Origin of the sequence: Ferruginibacter albus (assembly GCF_020042285.1) — a bacterium.
Classification (GTDB): Bacteria; Bacteroidota; Bacteroidia; order Chitinophagales; family Chitinophagaceae; genus Ferruginibacter; species Ferruginibacter albus.
The window spans coordinates 175,863-197,006 of sequence record NZ_CP083388.1; the positions used below are offsets into that span (position 1 = coordinate 175,863).

Annotated in this window: 18 protein-coding genes; 8 read left to right on the forward strand and 10 right to left on the reverse strand. The window is 34.0% G+C overall.

Annotation, left to right across the window (positions count from 1 at the left end; genetic code table 11):
* Positions 1 to 22: 22 nt before the first annotated feature.
* From K9M53_RS00770 to K9M53_RS00780, 3 genes are all read right to left on the reverse strand, one after another.
* Complete coding sequence (locus tag K9M53_RS00770) at positions 23 to 1,090, reverse strand: glycosyltransferase (RefSeq protein WP_224017052.1); 1,068 nt, start codon at positions 1,088 to 1,090, stop codon at positions 23 to 25.
* A 111-nt stretch (positions 1,091 to 1,201) separates the two neighbouring features.
* Positions 1,202 to 2,404: a hypothetical protein gene (locus tag K9M53_RS00775; RefSeq protein ID WP_224017054.1), complete on the reverse strand. Its 1,203-nt coding sequence runs from the start codon at positions 2,402 to 2,404 to the stop codon at positions 1,202 to 1,204.
* 52 nt (positions 2,405 to 2,456) lie between these two features.
* A complete protein-coding gene (locus tag K9M53_RS00780) occupies positions 2,457 to 3,086 on the reverse strand; it encodes a sugar transferase (RefSeq protein WP_224017055.1) in 630 nt (209 codons plus the stop codon).
* Between the two features lie 187 nt (positions 3,087 to 3,273).
* Between K9M53_RS00780 and K9M53_RS00785 the strand changes: the two genes are divergently transcribed.
* From K9M53_RS00785 to K9M53_RS00795, 3 genes are read left to right on the forward strand one after another with little or no spacing between them, the layout of a single operon-like run.
* Positions 3,274 to 4,284, forward strand: coding sequence for a glycosyltransferase family 4 protein (locus tag K9M53_RS00785; protein WP_224017057.1), 1,011 nt, complete (start codon positions 3,274 to 3,276; stop codon positions 4,282 to 4,284).
* Positions 4,285 to 4,343: 59 nt separating this feature from the next.
* Positions 4,344 to 5,177 (forward strand): 2OG-Fe(II) oxygenase, encoded by an 834-nt coding sequence (locus K9M53_RS00790; RefSeq protein WP_224017059.1) that lies wholly within the window; start codon positions 4,344 to 4,346, stop codon positions 5,175 to 5,177.
* A 38-nt stretch (positions 5,178 to 5,215) separates the two neighbouring features.
* A complete protein-coding gene (locus K9M53_RS00795; RefSeq protein WP_224017060.1) occupies positions 5,216 to 6,163 on the forward strand; it encodes a class I SAM-dependent methyltransferase in 948 nt (315 codons plus the stop codon).
* Between the two features lie 4 nt (positions 6,164 to 6,167).
* On the opposite strand, the gene K9M53_RS00800 is transcribed toward K9M53_RS00795, so the two are convergent.
* Positions 6,168 to 7,241, reverse strand: a complete 1,074-nt coding sequence (locus K9M53_RS00800) for a glycosyltransferase (protein ID WP_224017062.1) — start codon at positions 7,239 to 7,241, stop codon at positions 6,168 to 6,170.
* Between the two features lie 153 nt (positions 7,242 to 7,394).
* On the opposite strand from K9M53_RS00800, the gene K9M53_RS00805 reads away from it, so the two are divergent.
* The gene (locus tag K9M53_RS00805; RefSeq protein WP_224017064.1) at positions 7,395 to 8,504 is read left to right on the forward strand and encodes a glycosyltransferase family 4 protein; all 1,110 of its coding nucleotides are present in this window, start codon (positions 7,395 to 7,397) and stop codon (positions 8,502 to 8,504) included.
* Positions 8,505 to 8,528: 24 nt separating this feature from the next.
* A complete protein-coding gene (locus tag K9M53_RS00810) occupies positions 8,529 to 9,440 on the forward strand; it encodes a glycosyltransferase family 2 protein (RefSeq protein WP_224017066.1) in 912 nt (303 codons plus the stop codon).
* On the opposite strand, the gene K9M53_RS00815 is transcribed toward K9M53_RS00810, so the two are convergent.
* From K9M53_RS00815 to K9M53_RS00835, 5 genes are read right to left on the reverse strand one after another with little or no spacing between them, the layout of a single operon-like run.
* The gene (locus K9M53_RS00815; protein WP_224017067.1) at positions 9,404 to 10,738 is read right to left on the reverse strand and encodes an O-antigen polymerase; all 1,335 of its coding nucleotides are present in this window, start codon (positions 10,736 to 10,738) and stop codon (positions 9,404 to 9,406) included. The genes K9M53_RS00810 and K9M53_RS00815 overlap by 37 nt on opposite strands.
* A 37-nt stretch (positions 10,739 to 10,775) precedes the next feature.
* Complete coding sequence (locus tag K9M53_RS00820) at positions 10,776 to 12,110, reverse strand: O-antigen polymerase (protein WP_224017069.1); 1,335 nt, start codon at positions 12,108 to 12,110, stop codon at positions 10,776 to 10,778.
* Positions 12,110 to 13,372, reverse strand: coding sequence for a lipopolysaccharide biosynthesis protein (locus K9M53_RS00825; RefSeq protein ID WP_224017071.1), 1,263 nt, complete (start codon positions 13,370 to 13,372; stop codon positions 12,110 to 12,112). The genes K9M53_RS00820 and K9M53_RS00825 overlap by 1 nt, the downstream gene beginning before the upstream one ends.
* Positions 13,373 to 13,381: 9 nt before the next feature.
* Positions 13,382 to 14,449 carry a Wzz/FepE/Etk N-terminal domain-containing protein gene (locus K9M53_RS00830; RefSeq protein ID WP_224017073.1) on the reverse strand — a complete coding sequence of 356 codons (1,068 nt, stop codon included), beginning with the start codon at positions 14,447 to 14,449 and terminating at the stop codon, positions 13,382 to 13,384.
* Positions 14,450 to 14,470: 21 nt separating this feature from the next.
* Positions 14,471 to 16,972, reverse strand: a complete 2,502-nt coding sequence (locus K9M53_RS00835; protein WP_224017074.1) for a polysaccharide biosynthesis/export family protein — start codon at positions 16,970 to 16,972, stop codon at positions 14,471 to 14,473.
* Between the two features lie 174 nt (positions 16,973 to 17,146).
* Here K9M53_RS00835 and abc-f point away from each other — a divergent pair, with 174 nt between their 5' ends.
* The gene (gene abc-f, locus K9M53_RS00840; protein ID WP_224017076.1) at positions 17,147 to 19,039 is read left to right on the forward strand and encodes a ribosomal protection-like ABC-F family protein; all 1,893 of its coding nucleotides are present in this window, start codon (positions 17,147 to 17,149) and stop codon (positions 19,037 to 19,039) included.
* Positions 19,040 to 19,086: 47 nt separating this feature from the next.
* Here the strand turns inward: abc-f and K9M53_RS00845 are convergent, their stop codons facing one another.
* On the reverse strand, positions 19,087 to 19,629 hold the full coding sequence (locus K9M53_RS00845) for a hypothetical protein (RefSeq protein WP_224017077.1): 543 nt from the start codon (positions 19,627 to 19,629) through the stop codon (positions 19,087 to 19,089).
* Positions 19,630 to 19,792: 163 nt separating this feature from the next.
* On the opposite strand from K9M53_RS00845, the gene K9M53_RS00850 reads away from it, so the two are divergent.
* Entirely contained in the window at positions 19,793 to 20,086 is a 294-nt protein-coding gene (locus K9M53_RS00850; RefSeq protein WP_224017079.1) for a hypothetical protein, read from the forward strand.
* A 47-nt stretch (positions 20,087 to 20,133) separates the two neighbouring features.
* On the forward strand, positions 20,134 to 21,132 hold the full coding sequence (obgE, locus tag K9M53_RS00855; RefSeq protein WP_224017081.1) for a GTPase ObgE: 999 nt from the start codon (positions 20,134 to 20,136) through the stop codon (positions 21,130 to 21,132).
* Positions 21,133 to 21,144: the final 12 nt, after the last annotated feature.

Sequence of the window (21,144 nt, forward strand, 5' to 3'; positions counted from 1 at the left end):
CAGTAAGACGAAGAGTGGCATATTATGAAAATAAAGACAAAAAATTCTCTTTATTGGCAACAACACTATACCTTTTCTCTATTTTCTTCCTGCCATCATTGCCCATTTGCTGGCGTAGTTGTTCATCACAGATCAATTTTTCAAAAGCATTTATCCATTCCGATTCGGTTTTGCATAAAAAACCATTGATATTTTCGTCTACTATCTGCTGATTTACTCCAATCGGCGAGGCCACTACCGGAATACCCAATGACATAAATTGTATCAGTTTAAAACCACTTTTACCTTTAGATACTTCATCATTGCTTAAAGGCATAACACCGATATTAAATTGCATCAGATCTGCAATTTCAGTGGCTTCTTTCCATTCTATAAAACGGAAGCTTTTTAACGGAAGATGTGGGTTCTGGTCGGCAATTACAATAAACTCAAAATCGTGATGCTGTTCCAGTTGTTGCAGCACAGGTACTATTTCATTCAAATAATGCAGTGTTGAAAAAGAGCCCGTCCAGCCAATTACTACTTTTTCAGTAGCCTGGTCCTTAATTACATTATGTTTATTAATGGTATCAACACAGGTGGGATTAATAATCACCGACGGATTATATTGAATGGCATAATTGTATAAATAATCGTTTCCTACAGATACTTTATAAGCTCGCCGGCAATTCTTTTTTACTTTCCAAAATGCTTTGGTAAACTTTGCCCATGAATTATTTGTAGATATTTGCGGGATCCAGATAGCATCATCAAAATCGTATATTAATTTCTTTCTTAAGATTTTTGAATAGATCCATTCAAAAACCGGTGGACCAACCGGCGCTGCTTCTCTTAAAACAAAAACATAATCGTATTTTGAAACTATAAATAAAGATTGAAATCTTCTTATAAACCCTTTTAAAACACCGATCGCTTTTTGAAAGATCCTGCCTTTTTTATAAAGAATACTTCTTGCATAATAATCCCAAAAGAAAACAGTATCATATTCAAAGCCGGCGTCTTTAAGCACTTGCTCATATATTTCTACCCTAAACCGCTCGGAAGGATATATTTTTTTTGGAAATGGAACTACAAAAAGGATCTTTTTCATCAGCAAGTCTCTATAGCAGCAAGGCGGTTTATGTTTTTTGCCAAAGATAGCAGAATAATTGTGTGAACAGGGATTTTTCTGCACCGATAAAGTGCATTTACAGGCAGAGTTTTAACCATTTTTATATTCTTTATTGGTCAATTTTAATACTTGAAATAATACTACATATACCAATAATTGCACCGGTACAATCAAAGAGAATATATAAATGCTTTTAAATAAAAACGACAGTAAAAAAAAACCAACACCAATAACGCAACTCATCAAATTAAGCAGGTTTATTTTGGAGATAATTCCCTCTTTAAATAACACATAAGTGACCAGGTTTACAGGCAATATCAATAAAGAGCTAATAACAAAGGGTATAAAAAGCAGCCAATCATTAGTGATATCTTTTTGTTTAAAAATATAAAAGCTTATAAGGAGTTGGCAGATGATAATGCCTGCAGAGAGTACTATAAAAAGCTTATGCTTTAATAAATTACCGATAGATGCATTGGTTTCGTCTCCCAGCTTTCTATATAAAATAGGCGCCAGTGAAACAATAACCCCACTGGCAACTTCAGGAAATTTTGCCAAGAAAAGATAATAGCTTTTTAAAGATGTATCTGCTAGAAATACCATGCCAGTAAGACTTACTGCAATCAGCAGCTGATCTAACCGAAACATTATAAAATTGCCAATCTGTTGTAATGGAACATGATAGCTTAACAGGGCAATAGCTTGTTTTTCTCCTTTATTTCTAAATAAAAAAGCTAAAAGTATGCGTACTAATGAAGATAATACAGAGCATATAAAAATGACATTAATTGAAAGTTGATGAATATTGTAAGCGATAAAGATCAATATAAATACCAGTGGGTTGCCTAACAAAGTTAAGAGAGCTGAGTTTTTAATTCTATTGCTTATGCTTAACTCTGTGCTGATGGCTATCGTAATTGCTTCCATTGCAATAGTAATCGCTAATGCCGATGCATAAGTAGGTCCTTTTATAAGGCCAATAACAATGCAATAAGCTATTGTGAGCGGAATGATTCTTTGTTTAATGAAAGCGCTGAATTGTGTAGTATTGTTTGGCTGTAGCCGTGCCAAGATCATTTGATCAATACCATATTTTGCAATAGTAATGCCCAGCCATTGCAATTGAATGAAATTAAGTAAGAAGATGGTAGATTCCTTATCCGAAGGCAATAACCGGTTAGAGGAAACTAAAAAAATCAACAGGGCAGAAAGCGCTCCGGGAAAAAGCAATAGAAAAGAATCGATGGCTGTTTTAGTATAACCTTGTACGTTATTTTTTTGCAGTTGCTTCAAGAAAACCTGTTTTAGCTAAACTTAAAAAGAAAAGATAGCCATTATTTCACAATTACAAACCTTCCATAGTTGTTACAACATTAATTGTTTTGGCAAGGATCTGAAAATCTAGCTTTACAGAATAATTGTTGATGTAATACAGGTCGTATTGCAGTTTTACCAGGTTTTCTTCAGGTGTAGCAGTAGGATTATTTACCTGCGCTAATCCTGTAATGCCTGGCTTTATAATATGACGATACTGATAAGAGTTATTTGCCTGAATATATTTTTCAACTATCTCTACTCTTTCAGGACGAGGGCCGATCCAGCTCATGTCGCCTTTTAATACATTGAACAATTGAGGCAGTTCATCGATCTTTAATTTTCTTAAAAACAAACCAACCTTAGTTATACGGCTGTCATTTTTCCTGGTAAAATCCACATAACCTTCGGGGCAATGCACCATTGTACGTATTTTGTAAATGGTAAAGATCTTTCCATTTAAACCTACTCGTTTTTGCTTAAAGATAAGCGGGCCGCCGGAAGAGATCCACATAGCTAAGCAAGCCAATAAAATAATAGGTAATGCTAAAGGCAATAATACAAGTGAGAAAAGAATATCAATTATTCTTTTAACCAGCAGTTTAATAACAGGGATTTCCTGTACCGACAAGTAATTTACGGAATCGTTAATAGTCACCATAATACTAATTCACTATGTCTGAAAAAAGTTTTGGTAAAATTTAGATCATTAAGTGGGTTTAAATTGTAGTCGGTACTGTAAAAATAAGCAATAACAGGACAAAAAGTTAAATATTTACGCAATCGAGGCCAAAAACAGCCTGAAATTAAAAGGATTTTTAAAACGTATATATTTGCAGCTCTAACTGATGAATTATTATTCGTTTCTCTGCTTTGGGGTTTCGCTGATAATGAGCATGCTCATTCAGGTTATTTTTATCCGATTGTCTCATAAAAGAGGCATTTTTATAGATCATCATGAAAGCGATCTGCCTCAAAAATTTCATAAAAATCCTACGCCAAGGGTAGGAGGTGTTGGCGTTTTTATTGCTTGCTGGATCTTTTGTTTTGTAGGTAAAACCGGCTTTTTACTGTTGTTCTGCGCATTGCCTGCTTTTTTAGCCGGGCTGTTTGAAGATATTTACCTCAATTTCAGCCCCAATAAACGATTGCTGATAATGTTTGCTTCGGGCATTTTACCGGCTATTTTATTAAACACTGTTGTTACCAATTTTGGATTGTTTACTTTAAATTATTCAAGCGGTGTATTCATCAGCTTTATTGCTATCATTGGCTTAATTAACGGAGCAAATATGATCGATGGTTTTAACGGGCTTTTATCAGGCACGGCAATAATCATTTTTGGCTCTTTTGCTTATATGTGCCATCGTTTTTTTGATGGTGAATTATTTATAATAAACGTAGTAATTGTTGCTGCTATTATCGGCTTTATATTTTTTAATTACCCGAAAGGAAAGATCTTTTTGGGCGATGGAGGTGCATATATTCTTGGATTTTTTATGGCAGTAATGGCAATGCTGATCTCGTGCCGACATACACAAATTAGTCCCTTTTTTGTGTTGGTTTGCATTGCATATCCTGTTATGGAAGTTATTTTTTCATTCATCAGAAAGGGAATTATTGAAAATTCTTCACCATTTCATCCGGATAGTAACCATTTACATATGCTGATAAACAGAGGCGTTGTGAAAGGGAAAAACTCACAAACTGTTTTTGTGATATTGCCTGTTGTATTTTTTTTTAATATAGCAGCAATTTGTTTTTATAATAATCAAACGGCTTTAATTTTATTTGTTTTATTATTTGTTATTATATACCTGATGTGTTATGCTTTTTTATCAAAAGCGAAGGAAAACTAAGGTATTGCGCTATGTAATGATTTGCTTTTAAATTAATATAACTTCGTAAAAAGTATAAGATGGATTTTCTAAATATCAGTATCGAGGAATTATTAGAACTAGGAAAAAAGCATAGTGCGGAGTATCAAAATGCGGCTCCTTTTCCTAACATTTATTTTGATGATTTTTTCAATGCAGATGCGTTAAAAAAAGTATTGTCTGAGTTTCCCGAGCTCGGTAATGATAAAACAGATATTAAGTTTGAAAATCCTTATCAATTAAAACTAGCTACCAAAGGCGAATACAGGTTTGAAGATGCAACAAAAGCATTTGTACATTTTTTAAATTCTCAACCATTTCTTGAGTTTCTACAAAACTTAACAGGTATAAAAGAAACGTTGTTGCCTGATCCATATTTTGAAGGCGCAGGTTTTCATGAAATAAAACCAGGAGGTTATTTAAAAATGCACGTTGATTTCCATAAACACAAAACGAGTTTATTGGATAGGCGGGTAAACATACTTGTATATCTTAATGAAGATTGGAAAGATGAATATGGCGGCCATTTTGAATTGTGGGAAAGAGATATGAGCAAATCTGTTAAACGTATTTTACCCGTATTTAACAGGCTGGCAATTTTCAGTACAACTGATTATTCATGGCACGGACATCCGGATCCACTAACATGTCCGCCAGACAGAAGCAGACGTTCTTTAGCATTATATTATTACACCAATGGCAGGCCGGCAGAAGAAGTTCAGGTAAAAGATGATGAAAGAACATTAACCACTTTTGTAGGACGCAAAGGAATGGATGCGAATGTAAATAAGTATACTACGATCAGAACTATTGCAAAAAGTATTCTTCCCCCTATTATATTCATTGCGGTAAAAAAAATTCGTAATAAGCCTTAGTACATACAGTTAACTAAAGTAAATAGCCTAGAATAAAAATGAATCAAGATAATTTAATCGAACTGTTTATTTGTCCGTGCTGTTTAAGGTCTTCTATTGAAAAGACAGATGCCGTTGCTTTTCGCTGTATCGATTCTTCTTGCTATGGTTATCAGCAAAAATTTTCCATTATAGATAATCAACCCGTCTTAATCGATTTTCGCAATTCTATCTTTAAGAAAGAAAATTATACAAATGAACAGTTAGGAAAAGTGCAGCACAGGCGTAAAGGAAAATTACATTCTATTATCAAAACAATAATTCATGGTAATGGAATTAAAAGTAAAATAGAAATTAAGCGTTTTGTTGATATTCTTATAAAAGACAATCCCAAGCCAAGACTTTTAATTGTAGGTGGTGGTGCTATTGGAAATGGGGTTAAAACAGTATATGAAACTACAGCCATGGATATTGTTTCATTCGATGTATATCTGTCTGAAAACACTCATTTCATAGCAGATGCACATCAAATTCCTTTAAAAAATGAGTCTTTTGATGCTGTAATTGTACAAGCTGTATTAGAGCATGTTACTAATCCTGCCAGGGTTGTTGAAGAAATATACCGGGTGCTGAAACCTAATGCGTTGGTTTATGCTGAGACTCCTTTTATGCAACAAGTACATGAAAAAGCATATGATTTTACCCGGTTTACAGAAAGCGGACACCGCTGGCTTTTTAAAAATTTTGAATTAATTGGGTCAGGACAACTTACAGGGCCGGCAGAAGCGCTTAAGTGGAGCATTCGTTACTTTTTTGCCGGTATTTTTAGAAGTAAAAAAATAGGACAGCTTTTTAGTCTTTTGTTTTTCTGGGTTCGCTTTTTTGACGTAATAATACCTTCAAACTACCAATCAGATGGAGCTTGCGGGGTCTTCTTTTTGGGAAGAAAAAGTAATAGCACAATTACGGAACAAGATATTGTTGCTTTTTACCGGGGTGTGAAATAACTGATCAGGAAAAAAGAGATAGGAAGTTATTTTTATTGGATTCTACACTATAAAAAGATTCTATTTTTTCTCTTCCTTTTTTCCCCATGCGTTCACGCAATTGATGATCCACAATTAATTTCTCCAGACTATCGATCCACTCCTGTTTTGACTGGCATAAAAATCCGTCTATTCCTTCCTCTATAATTTTTGTATTAACTCCTACAGGCGATGCCACTACCGGTATGCCTAATGCCATAAATTGAATTAATTTGAAACCACATTTACCCAACGTATAATCAGTTTCATATAAAGGCATCATACCAATATTGCTTTCTAATAGATCTGCAATCTCAGAATCTTCTTTCCAATATTTAAACACAAAATTTTTCAACGGCAGAGCCGGATTTTGATCGGCGATCACTAAAAAATCAAAATCATACTTTTTTTCAAGTTCCTGTAGCGCCTCCAGCACGTAATTCAAATGTACTAATGTAGAAAAAGAACCTGTCCAGCCAATAACCAATCTTTTTCCATTTAAATGTTGGTTCTTTATTGAATTATGAGAAAGCTTTGTATCAACACAAGTTGGATTTAAAAAAACATTTTTACTATAATTAGATGCATAATTGTACAGGTAATTATTTCCTACAGACACCTTATATGCCCATTTACAAATATGCCCAACCTTCCAGGTTGCTTTAAAGCTTTTTGCAATTAAATTATTTTTAGATGCCTGTGAGATCCATATGGCATCATCAAAATCATAGATAATTTTTTTTCTAAATACCCTGGTGAATAGCCACTCAAAAATCGGTGGTCCAATAGGCGTCGCTTCTCTTAAAATAAAGATATAATCGTATTTGGGAAGTAATGGTAATAAGGCAAAGCGTCTTGCAAAGCCTGCCAGTAATCCTAAAAATTTCAACACCCCATTGCCTTTCTTATATAAAATGGAATAAAGCCTGGCACTCCAGAAGTATTTTGTGGTCAGTTCAAATTGATGCTCCCGTAATATATCTTCGTACAATTCTATCCTGAATCTGGCAGATGAATTAAGTTTTTTTGGAAAAGAAACAACAAAAAGAATTTTTTGCATGATAGTAAAATGCTGAAAGTTCTCAAAGTTAAGTAATGTACACAGCATCTTTTAATTATATATTAAAAGGAGAAAGAACAAGTTGCATATACATTTGTAATAGACTAATACAAGCTTTAAATTTGCTCTTTTTACGGGCATTAACTCAAAAATATGTTAGTTGTTTTTTCGGGAAATTGTGGCAGAAGTTTATATCATTTTAGATTAGCTGCTGTAAAAAAAGTTCAGGAACTTGGTTTTACAGTAAAAGCTGTTTTGCCGGAAGATGAGTATATTGATAGACTTAAAGCCGAAGGAATAGACATTATATTGATAAAACAGATGCAACCTTCGGGAACTAACCCTGTTCAGGATTATAAATTGTACAAAGAATATTTAAAAATTTATTCTCAAATAAATCCTTCCTTAATTTTCGAGTACACTATAAAGCCACATATTTACAGTACCCTTGCTGCAAAAAAACTTAATATACCATGTATCGCCATTGTATCGGGCTTAGGATTTTCATTTACTCACTCGGGAATTATTCCTTCAATTGCCAGGAAAGTATATGGTTTTGCATTACAAAAGGCAGAACAGGTATGGTTTTCAAACAATGATGATAAATTGTTTTTTGAAAAAAAGAAATTTGTAGATAAAAATAATTCCGTTCTATTAAATGGCGAAGGTATTGATACAGATCATTATCAATATGCTCCAATTGATTATAGCAAACGCTCTTTCATTTTAATGGGAAGGCTTCTTTATGATAAGGGTGTTAAAATATATTATGAGGCTGCTTTGAAATTAAAGCAAAAATATCCACATATTGTTTTTAAAATACTAGGATTTACTAACCATGAAGATCCACGTTCTGTAAGAGCAGAAGAATTGCAGGACTGGGTAAAAACCGGCGCTGTTGAATATTTAGGTTCAACAACCAATGTTAAACCTTTTATTGAAGATAGTACCTGTATGGTTTTACCTTCGTTTTATAAAGAAGGTATGTCAACGGCCTTAATGGAAGCTGCATCAATGGGGCGACCTCTAATAACAACCAATATTGCAGGATGTAGAGAACTGGTAAATGACGGCAAAAGCGGTTACGTTTGTGTTCCCCAAAATGTTGATGATCTGGCAGAAAAAATGGAATTGCTTATAAATATGAGCGATGATGATTTATATGCAATGAGTAAAAACAGCCGGCAAAAAATGATAGAAGAATTTAGTATGCAGCGGATATTACCGATATACGAAAATGCTGTAAGGAAAATTGTAAAATAGAATTATTCAACTAATTAATTACGTGTGCATATTGACATTGTTATAGTAAACTGGAATAGCGGTGATTTTTTAAAGAAATGCATTAAGTCTGTTTTTACGGAAAAAAATATAAATCTTATCAATAAGGTTATTGTGATTGATAATGCTTCCAAGGATAATTCTTTAGAAGGGCTTGTAAAAAACGACAAACTGGTTTTTATAAAAAATGAACAGAACCTGGGTTTTGCCAAAGCATGTAATCAAGGATTTGAAATTTCAGATGCAGCATATGTTCTTCTTCTAAATCCCGACGCTCAACTCTTAGAAGCTACCTTACAAGATTGTTATCAGTATATGGAAGCGCATTCGTCGATAGATATTTTGGGCTGCCAGTTATTGGATGATGACAATAATATTACTGCAAGTTGCGGGCGTTTTCCTACTCCAAAATCTTTTTTTTATAGGTCGCTTGGCCTAACGAATCTCTTCCCAAAAGTTTTTACACCTCCGGAATTAATGTATGATTGGGATCACTTGGAAAGCAGGTATGTCGATCAGATCATCGGGGCTTTTATGTTTATCCGTAAAAATGTTTTTGAAAAGATCGGTTATTTTGATGAGCGTTTTTTTGTGTATTCTGAAGAGCTCGACTTTTCAAAGCGATTGGCGAATGCAGGAGGTAAAAGTTATTATAACGCAGACATTAAAGCTATTCATAGCTGTCACGGTTCTACAGACTCTGTTAAAGCTTATCGGCTTTTTTTGAATAATAGAAGCAGGTTATTATGTGCAAAGAAACATTTTTCAAAATCGGGCTACTTGCTTACACTAATAAGCACTTTGTTTTTTGAGCCGGTTTCAAGAATATTTTTTTCTTTGATTAAATTCAAGTTCAGAGAAATCATAGACATAGTTAAGGCCTATGCATTATTATTTAAGTTTGTATTGTTAGGATAGTGCTCTACTCTATAATTTTTAATTAAAATCTTATTGATAAAGCATATAATTTCAACAATAACAATAATTTGTATCCACATAGAAAATAAACTAAAATACTGATCCTCGAAGAAACTTAAGAAAAGTGGGAAGAGCATAAATATATAATAAAGCGAAAATTTGATGCTTTTATAATATTTAAATCGATTAAAAAACAGGGTGTGTAAAAACCCTAAAAATGCAATTATCAAAAAAGCATATAGGCTACCAAAGTCTGCAATATAAGGTCCGTATAAAGCATATACATTAGTGGGGTAAGGGACAAAAACATATTCTTCTATAAGTGGCCGTACAACGCTGTTTCGATCTATACCTGTTTCAAATAAAACTCTTTTAAATGTTCTCAAAGTTCTGTCTCCTGTATCATCCGGTTTAATATTATCAATGTATGTGCCACAAGCATTTAATGGAGTAAAAGCATAAATAGCAATTGATTCAATAGCAGACTTTGAGTTTTCATTCAATGAATTATCCGCATGACCTCCCTTGGAATAAAAGGCAATACCAATAATGCTAAACACTAACAGAAATGCTATGCAAGCAATTAATACTTTTTTTAATGAAAAGCTATTACTGTATAAATAGCTGGAACCGAAATAAATTGCAAATAACATTACATAGTACGTCCTTCCTGTAGTGAAAATAATATATACCAGATTAGCAATTATTGAAACTACCAACAATATTCGACTAAATTTTTTATCGTTTGAGTTAAAATATAAAATAAAATTTAGTGCAAGAGCAATAAAGGAGAGTGTTACCAAATATTTAGAAGGACCAATATCTACGTCGCCATAACAAAGTTCTGTACGAATGCCTTCAAAAAAATTTTCTGTTTCCGATAACAAGAATAAATTGAAGCAGGCTTTAATAAAAAATGGCAATCCTACAATTACAACAATTGTACAAGTCAGACATAGATATTTGTTTAAGCTCAAATTGGTTTCTTGTAAAAAGGTTGTTCTTTTTATTGTATCAACGGGTGAATATATAGCCTGCAACAAAGCTCCTAAAGTAAAGAAAACAACCCCACCCAAAAAAACGAGATGAGTAGAAATGCTAAGCTTAAAAAGGTCTTGTAATACTGTATGGCGAACTATAAAGTGAAATAAAATTATAAAAAACCATAGAAATGAAAATAAGATAGCAGGATGAAAAACTTGTCTTTTAAATATGAGAAGATTTAATCTCCAGGCAAAAAAATGGAGCAGTATAAATAAAATCTCAATTAATATGGTGTCTGATTGTAAGCTTCCCATCAACCTCGTTTCTTTTATAAATATACAATAATGAAAATTAAAAGAGATTTTTGCTAAAAGATATATTATTGGCATTGAGCTTATGCCTATTCAAAATATTATTTATAAAGCAGACAATTTCTACCATAACAATAATTTGTATCCACATAGAAAACAAAGTAAAATATTGATCTTCAAAAAAGCTTAAAAAAAGCGGGAACAGCATGAATGTATAATAAAGAGAAAACCTCATGTTTTTATAAATTCGGAGATTATTGAAAAGCATAGTATGTAAAAATCCTAAAAAGGCAACTACTAACCATGAATATAATTTTCCATAATCTGCAACATAAGCACCATATAAAGCATAAACATTTGTGGGATATGGCACAAAAACATACTCTTCAATAGCCGGGCGCACAACAATATTGCGATCAATACCCGTTTGATACAAGATTTTTTTAAAAGTTCTTAATGTTCTATCTCCTGTATAATCAGGCTTTGCATTATCTATCTTGGTGCCGCAAGCATTTAACGGAGTAAACGCGTAAATGGCAATAGATTCAATGGCTGATTTTGAGTTTTCATTTAAAGTATTATCTGACCTGCCGCCTTTAGAATAAATAGCAATTCCAATAATACTAAATACAAATAAAAAGCCTATACAAGCCAACAAAACTTTTTTTAATGAAAAGCTATTACTATATATATAACTGGTGCCAAAATATACAGCAAATAGCATCATGTAATAAATCCTTCCTGTAGTAAATACAATATAGATAAGATTAATAATTATTGATGAGATTAACAATCTTCTGCTAAGTACTTTATTGGCAGAAGTAAAATATAAAATGAAATTTAGTGCAAGTGTAATGAAAGACAGCGTTACAAAATATTTGGTTGGTCCGATATCTACATCACCATAGCAAAGTTCAGTACGAACTCCTTCCAGGAAATTTTCTGTTTCAGATAATAAAAACAGGTTAAAACAAGCTTTAATAAAAAAAGGCAACCCAATTGCAACTAAAATTGTACAGGCTATACACAAACGTTCATCTAAAATCAAACCCCCTATTTCAATAGCCTGCGGATGCTTTTTTTTTATGGTATCGCCCCGAGAAAATATCGTTTGCAAAAAAGCCCCAACTGTAAAAAAGACAACTCCTATTAAAAAAACAAGATGAGTGGAAAAACTTAGCTGAAAAAGATCCTCCAGTATTGTATGACGAACTATAAAATGGAATAAGATCATGAAAAACCATAAGAAAGAAAATAGAATAGCAGGGTGAAAAACTTGCTTTTTAAAAAGAACAACATTCACTCTCCACATAAAGAAATGTAGTAGTATAAATAGAATATCTGTAAGAATAATAATTAAACTAGCATCTCCCATTAAAAATGTTTTTCCGGAAAAGCATTAATTTTTCTTTTTATGAAATATACAACAAAAAGTAAGTATATAGAAGCGGCTACAAAGTAACCTGCCGGATAGAGGAGGGGTGTCTTTGCACCACCTAATAATAAATAAACAACCAATTGTATTACAAAAGCGAGTATTACAATACTTAACAAAAGCTTACTCATACGCTTCAACTCAAAATATTTATGAGCTACCATTGCAATTTGAAATACAAAAGTTCCCAATATCACTATAAGTCCCATTTGCTTATATAGAATTATAGACGGAATTTTTAATATGCTGAATAAAATTGTAGCACCAAACAGCCAATAGCAAACGCAACAAGCTACCATTAAAATAAGCTCTAACAGTATAATGCGATAAAGTGTTTTCTTTATTGTTTCCTTTTGGTTTAAGGTATAAGCCTCTGCTAATAATGGAAAAAGAGTAGTTAAAATCGGAGACAACGCCAATACTATCGTTTTGGATAACATATCAAATATAGCCTGGTAATTACCTTGCATTTCTGCTCCGAATGTTTTCAAAATAAAGATCTTGTCAATATAAGATAGCAGGTATGAAAAAATATACCAAAGCGAAAAAGGTCCTCCATAATCAAGAAATTTTTTAAACAATTCTTTTTGTTCACCCATTTCTGTTTTAGCCTGTAGAAAAACCGGCACATTTATTTGCTTGTATATGTATGCTATGGAAACTGTGTATGAAACAATTATACAAGAATAAAGTACATATAGGTTATTGATACCTAAAACAAAATAAAAAAGAAGCCATGCTATGAGATAAAGCACACTTCTTATAAGTTCTGAGTATATGTTCTTTGCAGATTTCTTGGATATCTGTATAATAGACAATCCCACTGATTGCAATGAGCATACGAGTGTAATTAAAAAAAATAAAAAACTATCAATAAGGCTTCCTGTAAATATGAATACGGTAATGATCATAGGGAGTAGTATGATCAATTGTGATTTCCAGAAAAATTTAAATACGTTTCTTACAAATAATTCTTTGTCTTGATAAAAATTATAAAAGAGTAACACACTTTGCACCAACCATCCCGATAAAATAGATGAACAAAGAAGGGCGGCATAAAAAAATATAGCATACTGTCCATACAATTCAGCGCCGAGCGTTCTTTTTAGTATTGGAATAAATGCTCCTGTTATAAGGGCAGGAAGTATTATACTTAGTAAATAATTAAGATAATCTTTTTTAAACCTGCTAAAAATATCCATGAAGTTTTTTTATTCATTCTTTCCTGATGCAGTATCGGAATAATCATTAATGGTTTTTGATTTGGCCATAAACCAAAAAATAAACGATAGAATAGCAACTCCTAAGAATGCAAACAGAACAGCCATTTTTAATCTGCTCATTTTAATTCTTTTCATTGGGTAATCAGCACCATCTATTATTTGCATCAGAGGAATTTGCTTTAGATATTGATAGCGGGCCAGTTCAAGGTTTTTAAACAATTCTGCATAAGCGCCTCCGTATGTTTGCATGTTTAACTGTTGCTTTAGAACAGGCACTTGGCCTTTAGAGAAAGCAGGATTTAAATTAGCATCCTGGATATCAGCTTTATTCGAAATGCTTTGATCCATATTACCTTTCATATAGGCAACCCTGTCTTCCAGAATCTCAAGCGTTTGGCGTGATTTCTTGCTGCAGATGTCTACATAAAATTCATTCGTTTTTGTTATCAACTTATCGGTAAAATCTTTTGTGAATTTTTCGTTTAAGCTAGTTACATTAACATTGTAGATATTTAATTTCCTATCAGGTCTTTCTGCAGTAATATAATCTCTTACAAAAATGTTGTAAGTATTCAATAATATGCTGTCTTGTAAATAAGAAAGATTTTCTTTAGTTATACCTGGTAAATAGTCAACATTTGCTGCATTGCCTTTAGCTGATTTCTTATAATCAGTGATCGTAAAATAATAGCCGATCATGGTGTAAGGCTTGTTGTCAAAAGTATCTACTGATAATAGAACACTTTCAACAATCCTTCTGCTTTTCATTATTTCCAATATATTATCTCCAATAAAAACATTTTTACCGTCGCCACCGAGATTTACACCAAACTGAGCTGCCAGGCTCAAGGCTCCCGATAAGCCAGATTCTGCCCCGCCGTCATCCAATGCAAAAACTAAATTACTTTGATATGCGGGCTTTTTTAAAGATGCATATACAATTCCACCAATTGCAGAAATTAAACCAACAGCAAGAAATAGCCATATCTTTTTAACTATGAAATTTTTAATTTCAGCTAGCTTACTTACGATAAATGAGTTACTGTTTCTTTCCATTTTAAGAAATAAAATTAAGTTTTATTTTCTTGTACTAATTATCACATTCGCTACAATTGCCAAAGCAGAAACTATCAAGGACCATTCGCCCAATGATATTCTGGTTTTATTAGCTGTTGATTTTTGAGGTACAAAAATTTCTGAACGGGAAGTCACTTCGGGATAATTTTTAAAGAATAAGAAATGCCTTACCTTACTCGCCCTTCCATCAGGGTAAATAACCATTATGCTCGATTTACGCCCCTGTGGTGTCACGTTGCCTGATTTTTGAATATAATATTTTACACTTCTTCCTTTCTCAAATGGAATAATAGTTGGAAAAAAGACCTCGCCGCTCACTTTTACTAAATTGGTATTTCTATCAATTGTAACGATGTCTCCATCCTCCAATATCATGTTTTCTGAGCTGGAAGGATTTTCCAATGCTTCCTTTAAATTAATACTGATAATATCGTAATTCTTATATATCTCATTCTTGATTCTTGGATTTGCCTGTAAGCTATCCTGGTTAAGATTCAATAGCTTGGTCAATGTTTTCTCCCGTTCTTCGGCTGATTTATTTTTATCGGAATATCTTCTGATCACAATAGTAGAAGAATCGGCATTAGATGTAAAGCCACCGACTCTTTTAATAAGATCAGCAACTTTGTCGCCACTGCGTTTTAAAACATAACGCCCCGGATTGATTACCATTCCATCAACAAACACAGAGCGTTGCCTGCTATAGCCCGAACGTTGTTTTACAATAATTATATCCGATGGCTTTAAAATAATATCCATTGTTGTGCTGTCGGCTATATTGGCATTAATGATCTCTGTTTGCAAATAATTATTTTGAGTAACCTGCGCATTTTTAATAACTCTCGCAATTTCAACATTAGAAGGGTCTCCAAATTCTGTTAATCCACCGGCAGTAAGTATTACGTCTCTTAAGGTTATATTTTCCGCCCATTTGTACGTGCCGGGTTTTTTAACCAACCCATCAATACTAACAGTTTGCTCGTTTCTTAGATCAAAAATTGAATAAACGGTAACGCTGTCATCTTTTTTTAATACCACATTACTGCTACCGTTTAAAATAGAATCAATATCAAACGATAATTGATAAGGCGTTCTATCAGAATTTAAGCGACTGATGCTTCCGCGTTTGCTATATACATCTTCTTTAACGCCCCCGGCTTTTTCTATTAGCTCTTTTAAAGTAAGCCCCGAGCTCAAGGCATATTCTCCAGGACGCATAATAGCGCCTTTAATGATCAGTTTGTTTTCAAATCGGTTTAATAACTTTCCAACAACAATTGAATCGCTTGATTGAGGTTTGTAAATAGCATATTGTTCTTTTGTCAAATCATTTATTCTTCTGTCCTTTTCAGTAAGCTGATAAACAGTAACTCCTGCTTTGTACGCATCATCAGCAAAGCCGCCACTAAAGCTTAATAGGTCCTGAAAGGTTTCATTGCCCTGCATTTCATACTTGCCTTTGTGCTTTATATTCCCGTTTAAAATTACACGGGTCGTGTAGTACGGAATACGTATCACATCGCCTTCGCGTAATAATACATTATCTTTTTGATCGCCTTTCAGCAAAAAATTATACAAGTCCACCTTTCTTTTAATGTCATTACCTCTTATTAATTCTATATTTCGGTAACTACCGTAATCCGAAGGCCCGCCGCATAAATACAAAAGATTAAACAAAGTAGTTAAGGAAGAAACTGTATACGTGCCGGGTTTTTTCGCCTCTCCGATAACGGTAACGCGTACACTTCTTATTTTACCGAGGCTTATTTGTACATCGGTTTGCCCGCTTCCAATAGCCTTGTAAATAGTAGCTCTAAGTTTTGCCTTTATTTTGGCAGATGCTTGTTCTATGGTTAAACCCGTTACGTATAAAGGACCAACTTGCGGAATGTAAATATTGCCTTCTTCGTTTACAGTTAAATTATAGGTTCTTTCGCTGAAGCCAAAAACATTAACGATCAACTCATCATCAGGACCTAATATGTAACCGGCAGGAGTGGGGATGCGCAAATTAGGTTCAAATACCAGACTGCTTTCTGTAAAAAGTTCCGACCCGAAAATACTAAGATCGCTCTTTACTTTTTTCATGGGTGTAGAGTAGGCATCTCTATTAGCATCTCTGTCCTTTTTATTCCTGTCCTTACTAGTATATTTTGATTTTATATAAGCTGTAGAATCCTGCATTTCATTGTCATCATCGTCCTCATTATCGCTGTTTTTTACATTGTCAGTTTCTTTTGGCTGCCCTAATGCATCAATACGCTCTTTTAGCTTATCAATTTCACTGGCAGGCATGCCTCTTTGCGCCAGTGCGGTATAGACTGTTTGTTCGGACAAACCATTGGACAATGCTTTTTGATAGTAAGTTTTAATTTCCTTATCCGACAGATCATCAACCTTAACAGATGAAAGATCTTCTGATAATAAACTTGCCTGTGCCGAAGCAACAAGTTGAAATAGAAAACAAAAAAAGATCAAAGCAATGCCACGCTTAAAATTCATAAAACAATAATTAATGCAAATTTTAAAAAAGAAACCGGTGAAAGGTAGATTTGTTGTATAGGCAAATAAGCATTTATAGTTGTGGAGTCGCAAATGTAAGAAACTATATTGGAAAAAAGAATATAAGCGCCTGCAAATAAGGCTTTCACGCTTTCTTATGGTAACTTTGCGCCCATGCATTACGCCTCGGTAGAAAACATCAGTAAGTCTTTCGGAATCAGGACACTTTTTAAAAATATTTCGTTTCATGTGGAGGAAGGCGATAAAATAGCCTTTGTTGCCCGGAACGGCAGCGGAAAATCTACTTTATTAAAAATTATTGCCGGCTTGGATACGCCCGATAATGGCACTGTTTGGGTAAATAAAGAAGTAAAAGTTATAATGCTTGAGCAGGATACTGTTTTTGATGAAACAAAAAGCATTTGGGATAATGTATTACGCCTGGATAATCCGGTAGTGAAGGTGGTGAAAGAATACGAGATGTTTTTAGAACAGGAATCGGAGGATATTGATAAGCTTACAGAATTAATGTCGAGAGTAGATGAGCTAAATGCGTGGAACTTTGAAAGTGAATTGAAGCAGATATTGGGAAAGCTCAACCTGCATCACTTGAATGAGCCTGTAAAAAATCTCAGTGGCGGCCAACGAAAAAGAGTGGCATTGGCGCAGGCTTTAATAGAAGCTCAATTACATGAAGGCCGATGTTTATTGATATTAGATGAACCTACCAATCACTTGGATGTAGGAATGATCGAATGGTTGGAAGATTTTTTGTCATCACAAAAAAGCACACTGTTATTAGTTACCCACGACCGCTATTTTTTAGATGCCATCTGCAACGAAATACTGGAAATGGATGACGAAAAAATTTATGTTTATAAGGGCGATTATGACTATTTCTTAGAGCAAAAAAGTCTTCGCCATGAAGTTCAGCAAAGCGAGTTGCAAAAAGATAAAAATATTTTCAGGAAGGAGCTGGAATGGATGCGCAAACAACCTAAGGCAAGAACCACTAAATCGAAATCAAGACAGGATGCATTTGCTGAAATTGAAGACAGAGTAAAACAGCAAAAAGACGAAACAGAATTGAGCTTGCAGGTTAAAATGACACGATTAGGTGGAAAGATCCTGGAAATGAAAAAGATCTACAAATCATATGGCGATAAGGTTTTAATAAAAGGATTTGATTATACTTTTAAACGTGGGGAACGTGTAGGGATTGTTGGAAAGAATGGCGTTGGTAAATCAACCTTTTTAAAAATTGCTTTGCACGAAGAACAGCCGGATAGCGGAAAGATCAATCATGGCGAAACCGTAGTGTTTGGAAACTTTAACCAGGAAGGACTTCGATATAAAGAAGATAAAAGAGCTATTGAATATGTAAAAGACCTGGCAGAGTTTTTTCCGTTGGCAGATGGCAGTAAGATCAGCGCCAGCCAGTTCATGGAAAAATTTGGCTTTAATGCCGAACAACAATACACGCTTTTAAGCAAGTTAAGCGGTGGAGAAAAAAGACGCTTACATTTAATGAGCGTTTTGTTTCGTAACCCTAACTTTTTAATATTGGATGAGCCTACCAACGACCTGGATCTGCAAACGCTAAGAACATTAGAAGAGTTTTTATTGGATTATCCCGGCTGTATATTAATAGTTAGTCACGACCGCTATTTTATGGATAGAATGGTGGATCATTTATTTGCATTTGAAGGAGATGGAGTGATAAGGGACTATCCTGGTAATTATACGCAATACAGGGAAGCAGTAGCCAAAGGAACATTAACGGACGACAGGCAGATAATAAAAGAACAGTCATCAAAACCCGTTGCAGAAACCGTTCTTGCGCAAGAGCCTAAAAAAGGACTTTCATTTAAAGAGAAGCGTGAATTTGAATTAATAGAAAAAGAAATGCCGGAACTTCAGAAAGAAAGATCATCATTAGAAGAAAGAATGAATTCCGGTTCTTTAGCATATGATGAATTGCAAAAAGCTGCAGAACGGGTTGGCACCATAACACAATTATTAGATGAAAAAGAAATGCGTTGGCTCGAGTTGAGCGAACGCATTTGATAATATACTTTTTAGTTGCCTTTGCAAGAAAAAGTTTGGCGGAGTTTTTAATTTGTTACAGTTCTTCCCTTCATTTGTCTTTTTTGAATATTGGTTGTTTTCACCCATTTGGCATCTATTTTAACAGCAGCTTCTGTTCCGGTAGATTCTATGTGGTAACGCTTACCTTCATAAGTAATAATGCCATAATCGCTTACCCAATTATCCGCTAATATTCTGTAAGGATCATCTGCAGTGCCCGCTTTTGTTCTGCCAAAGTTTAAAAATTTTCCATCTCCCATTTCAAATGAAATAGAAACTTTGTCTGGACCTGAATAGGTACAAACACCTGGTGTTCCTTTCTTTAAAGTAATGATGTTTACATAGTGCCCATTCTCAAACTTAACAGCCCCAGATGCAACCTTGGTTTCACCCTTATCCAGTTCTCTTTTTAAAACAACATCTCTATCAATAAAATATTGAATTTTTGAAAGAGGCACCGAGTTGGCTTCTACCCGCTTTCTAATGTTTGCACTAAAATAAGTTTTGCTGCTGCTGCAGGAAGATAAGATCACCATGCTTACTAAGCCGACATAAAAATAATTTTTCATAATACTTGTTTTCGTAAAAGCCATAGACACTAACTGATTTAAAAAGTTTATTGGTTAAATGCACATTAACATGCAATTTATAATATCAACGGTTATATTAACAACTCACTTACATTTAAGTAATATTTTTATCGTCATAATACTAATACTTTAAATATTTTTTATGTCTCAATCCAATAATAAATCACCGCATATTTTAAATGCTTCTTCGAATCTGTTAGGCATTTGCTTTGTAGTACTTACTTCATTAAAGATTTTAAATATTTCTCAAAAAACAATTATTGACGAAATAACAACGGTTGCTATTATATTATTTATGGGTAGCTGTACACTTTCATTTTTATCCATTCGTAATAACAATAACAAGATTGAACGAATAGCAGAGTATTTATTTTTGGGAGGGATCGGCTTGTTATTTTTAACCACGTTGCTGTTTACGTTCAATATAATAGCTTAAGTTTAAAGCTTTCATCCTAAACCTTTCACCTTTCCTATCTTTGCCGCATGGAAAAATCCAACTTTGTTGATCAAATACGTATTTTTTGCAGAAGCGGGCATGGAGGTGCCGGCAGTAAACATTTTATGCGTACTAAATACAATGCAATGGCAGGGCCGGATGGTGGCGACGGTGGACGTGGCGGGCACATCATTTTAAGAGGAAATAATCAACTTTGGACATTATTGCATTTGCGTTATTATAAAAATGTATTGGCTGAAAACGGAGAGCATGGAAATAAAAACAATAGTACCGGCAGAAACGGTAAAGATATTATTATAGAAGTTCCTTTAGGAACTATTGCACGGGATGAAGAAAGCGGAAAAAAAGAAATTGAGATATTGGAAGATGGACAGGAGGTTGTATGGATGAAAGGTGGACGTGGTGGATTGGGAAACAGCAATTTTAAAACGGCAACTAACCAGGCTCCGGAATATGCACAACCCGGCGAAGAAGGGATAGAAGGATGGAAAGTGCTGGAGTTAAAAGTATTGGCAGATGTGGGATTGGTGGGCTTTCCCAATGCAGGAAAATCAACGTTGTTATCATCTATAACGGCAGCAAAACCTAAAATAGCGGATTATGCATTTACTACATTAACACCGCAATTGGGTATGGTAGAATACCGCGATGGTAAAAGCTTTTGTGTTGCCGATCTGCCGGGGATAATTGAAGGCGCTGCAGAAGGAAAGGGATTAGGTCATCGCTTTTTGAGGCATATAGAACGGAACTCTATTTTACTTTTTGTGATCCCTGCAGACAGCAAAGACCATAAAAAAGAATATAAAATATTACTGAACGAATTAAAGGAATACAATCCTGAAATGTTGCAAAAGAATTTTGTGATTGCCGTTAGTAAAAGCGATATGCTGGATGAGGAGTTAAAAGCTGCCATTAAAAAAGAACTACCTAAAAAAATACCACATATCTTTATTTCATCTGTTATTAATCAAAATTTAAATGAGTTAAAAGACCTGTTGTGGGCTGAGTTAAATCGAAAAGAATAATAACTTTAAATT

What these genes read in the sequence shown, in the direction of transcription:
- K9M53_RS00835 (WP_224017074.1), bottom strand. Translation starts at nt 16,972, where the DNA reads ATGAATTTTAAGCGTGGCATTGCTTTGATCTTTTTTTGTTTTCTATTT.
- K9M53_RS00815 (WP_224017067.1), bottom strand. Translation starts at nt 10,738, where the DNA reads ATGGGAAGCTTACAATCAGACACCATATTAATTGAGATTTTATTTATA.
- K9M53_RS00845 (WP_224017077.1), bottom strand. Translation starts at nt 19,629, where the DNA reads ATGAAAAATTATTTTTATGTCGGCTTAGTAAGCATGGTGATCTTATCT.
- abc-f (WP_224017076.1), top strand. Translation starts at nt 17,147, where the DNA reads ATGCATTACGCCTCGGTAGAAAACATCAGTAAGTCTTTCGGAATCAGG.
- K9M53_RS00820 (WP_224017069.1), bottom strand. Translation starts at nt 12,110, where the DNA reads ATGGGAGATGCTAGTTTAATTATTATTCTTACAGATATTCTATTTATA.
- K9M53_RS00800 (WP_224017062.1), bottom strand. Translation starts at nt 7,241, where the DNA reads ATGCAAAAAATTCTTTTTGTTGTTTCTTTTCCAAAAAAACTTAATTCA.
- K9M53_RS00785 (WP_224017057.1), top strand. Translation starts at nt 3,274, where the DNA reads ATGAATTATTATTCGTTTCTCTGCTTTGGGGTTTCGCTGATAATGAGC.
- K9M53_RS00850 (WP_224017079.1), top strand. Translation starts at nt 19,793, where the DNA reads ATGTCTCAATCCAATAATAAATCACCGCATATTTTAAATGCTTCTTCG.
- K9M53_RS00830 (WP_224017073.1), bottom strand. Translation starts at nt 14,449, where the DNA reads ATGGAAAGAAACAGTAACTCATTTATCGTAAGTAAGCTAGCTGAAATT.
- K9M53_RS00770 (WP_224017052.1), bottom strand. Translation starts at nt 1,090, where the DNA reads ATGAAAAAGATCCTTTTTGTAGTTCCATTTCCAAAAAAAATATATCCT.
- obgE (WP_224017081.1), top strand. Translation starts at nt 20,134, where the DNA reads ATGGAAAAATCCAACTTTGTTGATCAAATACGTATTTTTTGCAGAAGC.
- K9M53_RS00795 (WP_224017060.1), top strand. Translation starts at nt 5,216, where the DNA reads ATGAATCAAGATAATTTAATCGAACTGTTTATTTGTCCGTGCTGTTTA.
- K9M53_RS00825 (WP_224017071.1), bottom strand. Translation starts at nt 13,372, where the DNA reads ATGGATATTTTTAGCAGGTTTAAAAAAGATTATCTTAATTATTTACTA.
- K9M53_RS00790 (WP_224017059.1), top strand. Translation starts at nt 4,344, where the DNA reads ATGGATTTTCTAAATATCAGTATCGAGGAATTATTAGAACTAGGAAAA.
- K9M53_RS00805 (WP_224017064.1), top strand. Translation starts at nt 7,395, where the DNA reads ATGTTAGTTGTTTTTTCGGGAAATTGTGGCAGAAGTTTATATCATTTT.
- K9M53_RS00780 (WP_224017055.1), bottom strand. Translation starts at nt 3,086, where the DNA reads ATGGTGACTATTAACGATTCCGTAAATTACTTGTCGGTACAGGAAATC.